Below are 2,747 nucleotides of genomic sequence, written 5' to 3'. Positions count from 1 at the left end.
ACGCCCGCGGCGCGCGCGAGCTCGAGGCGCTCGGGGGCGATGTCGAAGCCGTTGACGGTGAGGCCCGTGGCGAGCCGGGAGGCCATCGGCAGCCCCATAGCACCCAGGCCGAGGATCGCGACGGTGTAGCCGACGTCGGTGCTGCCCGCGGCGAGGCTGCCGGCGGGGGCGGTGTCGACGACGGTGTAGGGGGAATGGCGCATCGGGGTTTCAGTCATTGATCAGTTCCTTCTGTTGCTGCGCCCCGCGCATGGTGACGCTGAGCTTCTCGACGACGTCGGCGAGCGACTCATCGTCGCCGACGTTTCCGGCGAAGACGACATAGGGGATGCCTTGAGCCGGGCCCTCCATGGGCTCCCACAGGGAGACGATGCCGGGCAGCATGGGGCCACGCACGATCGCGCGCCTGATCTGCAGGCCGTGGGCCGCGATGTCGGATGATGTGATGCCGCCCTTCGCGACGACGAAGCGCGGGCGGGAGGCGGCGAGGGTGCGGCGCACGACGTCGACGAGCGCACCTGAGACCTTTCGGGCGATGGCGAGGCTGCCTGCGGGGTTGCTGGCTGTCACGAGCGAACGGCTCGTATGGACGACGACGTCGCCCACAGCAAGGTCCGCGGCCACTCTTTCGGCAGTCTCGGCGACGTGGGCATCGTCCCCCGCGAGGAGGCGTTCGACGTCGAGCTCGACCACTTTGAGCGCGCGGTGCCGGCGCAGGAGCGCCTCGAGCTGACGCGTCGTGAGTCCGACATGGGAGCCGACCACCGTGAGTCCTCCGTGCCGCGGCGCGTCGGCGCCGACCGCCTGATCGGGACCCAGTGGCTCGCGCTCTTCCTGGCCGATGCGGCCGCGCACGAACGGCGGCCCGACGCGGTACACGAGCTTCTTGCCGCGGCGCTCCGCCTCGTCGAGGCCGAGGGCCAGACGGCGGAGGTCGTTCTCCGTGACCGTGTCCGCCACGATCGGGGTGCGCTGGGTGGCGCCCTCGAGGGCATCCGCGATCGCCGCGGCACTTTCCGCGGGCGTGCCGGTGCGGAGCCGTCCGAGGTCGAGGACGATGGCATCGGCGGCCTGGTAGCGGCCTCCCGACTTCTCCTCCACGTAGTCCGCGAGCACCGAGTTCGCGTAGCCGAACGTCGCATCGCGCGCGAACTCCGTCTCGGCGACGGGAGTGAGTGCGCCGTCGGCGGCTCGGGCGTAGTGTGTGCCGCCGATCGTCACGCGTCCGGCATCCGGGAAGGCCGGGACGATGACCACGCCGTCCGTGGGGCGGCCGTCGAGCGCGTGAGCCGTGTCCGCGATCGTGTCCGGCTCGAGCGGGAAGTGTCCGCGCAGCGTCGAGTCGCTCCGGCTCGTGAAGGCCAGTTCGACACCCGCCTCTCGGGCCGCGGCGAGCGAATTCTCGACGACGGCGCGGTTCCGCGCGGCAGCTTCGCTCGGATCGAGGCTGCGGGTGTTGGTGAGAACGTAGACGGCGGCCGCACGCTTCCCAGCGATACGGTTCTCGAACGCCCAGCGGAAGTCGTCGAGCTCCCAGCTGGTGAGAACGGGAAGATCCGCGACGGACTGCGTTCCCGTCGGGTCGTCGTCGAGGACCACGAGCACGCGGCCGGACGCCACGACGGCGTCGGCCACGAGCCGGGCCGGGACGGGGGTGTCAGCAGGGAAGGTCGAGAGCAGTTCGTGCTCCAGGATCACGGGCACCTCATCGTGTCGCTTGGGAGGGTTTTGGTAAGATGTCTGACATATCGTGGCATGGATCACGGCGCTGGCGCAACACTCCGTGGGGCTCGAAATCCGGGACCATAGACTCACGGTGGAACGACGGACGGAGAACGATGGCTCGCAAGTCGCTCGTCGGCGAGGTGGCCGACGACCTGCTGAATCGGATTGTGGCGGGGGAGTTTCCCCCGGGAACGCTCGTGCCTGGCGAGCTCGAGCTGTCCGCGCAGCACGAGGTCAGCCGCATGACCGTCCGCGAGGCGATGAAGACGCTCGAGGCGCAGCGGATCCTGAGCGTTCAGCGTGGGCGCGGCACGTTCGTCAACGCCGTCGACCAGTGGAACTCGCTCGAGGCCCTACTGCGCGCTGCGCAGGAGCAGGTGGGCAACGATGCGGCCGCGATCCAGCTCATCGAGCTGCGGCGCATGCTCGAGACGGGTGCCTCCGCCCTCGCCGCGCCGCGCATGACCGAGGCCTACGTGGCCCGACTGCGCGCGCATGTTGCTGACATGCGATCGGCTCGCGCACAGGGGGACCTCGAGGAGTTCGTCGCCGCCGACCTCGCGTTCCACGACGTGATTCTCGAGGCGTCGGGCAACGTCTTCCTGACCGCCGTCTTCCAGCCGCTCCACCGTGTCCTCGAGGCCCGCCGCACGGAGACATCGAAGGTTCCGGAGATCCAGGAACACGCGATCACGATGCACGAGGCCGTCCTGGAGGCCCTTGAGACCCGGGACTCGCGTACTGCTCGCGACGCGATGGACGCGCACATGACGCAGACTCTCGAGGACCTCACGACCTACGTCCAGGACCACCCCGCGAGCCCAGTCCCGGTGGCGGTGACGCCGGGCGCCTAGGCCGGCTGGGCCGCAGCCGTGAGGTCACTGGTCTCATCGAGGATCGCCGCGAGCGCCGCGGGATCGTGGGCGAAGCGCCCCAGGAAGAGCCCGTCGACGTCGTCGCCCACGGCCCGCAGGAGCCCCGGCCCGGCGCTCCCGCCGTAGATCACCGCGGAACCCGGGAAG

General features: G+C 70.2%; 3 protein-coding genes and 1 pseudogene. 1 reads left to right on the top strand and 3 read right to left on the bottom strand.

The window, feature by feature from the left end; all coding sequences use genetic code 11:
* Positions 1-218 (bottom strand): NAD(P)-binding domain-containing protein (locus ACLN58_RS20540; protein WP_415857084.1); only part of this gene is annotated, 218 nt, incomplete at its 3' end.
* Complete coding sequence (locus tag ACLN58_RS20535; RefSeq protein ID WP_415857083.1) at positions 211-1,698, bottom strand: four-carbon acid sugar kinase family protein; 1,488 nt, start codon at positions 1,696-1,698, stop codon at positions 211-213. The genes ACLN58_RS20540 and ACLN58_RS20535, both read right to left, overlap by 8 nt.
* 140 nt (positions 1,699-1,838) lie before the next feature.
* On the opposite strand from ACLN58_RS20535, the gene ACLN58_RS20530 reads away from it, so the two are divergent.
* Complete coding sequence (locus ACLN58_RS20530; RefSeq protein ID WP_415857082.1) at positions 1,839-2,579, top strand: FadR/GntR family transcriptional regulator; 741 nt, start codon at positions 1,839-1,841, stop codon at positions 2,577-2,579.
* Here the strand turns inward: ACLN58_RS20530 and ACLN58_RS20525 are convergent.
* Positions 2,576-2,747, bottom strand: a pseudogene (locus ACLN58_RS20525) (triosephosphate isomerase); the annotation flags it as partial. The gene ACLN58_RS20530 and the pseudogene ACLN58_RS20525 sit on opposite strands and share 4 nt — an antisense overlap.

The organism is Sinomonas sp. G460-2 (genome assembly GCF_047759905.1).
In the GTDB taxonomy this organism is placed as follows: Bacteria; Actinomycetota; Actinomycetes; order Actinomycetales; family Micrococcaceae; genus Sinomonas.
Note: the sequence above shows the minus strand (reverse complement) of the source record. Positions and strands in the feature narration are given on the sequence as shown.

Bases quoted from the DNA above. Each gene is read 5' to 3' on its own strand.
- ACLN58_RS20530 (WP_415857082.1), top strand. From the start codon at position 1,839: ATGGCTCGCAAGTCGCTCGTCGGCGAGGTGGCCGACGACCTGCTGAAT.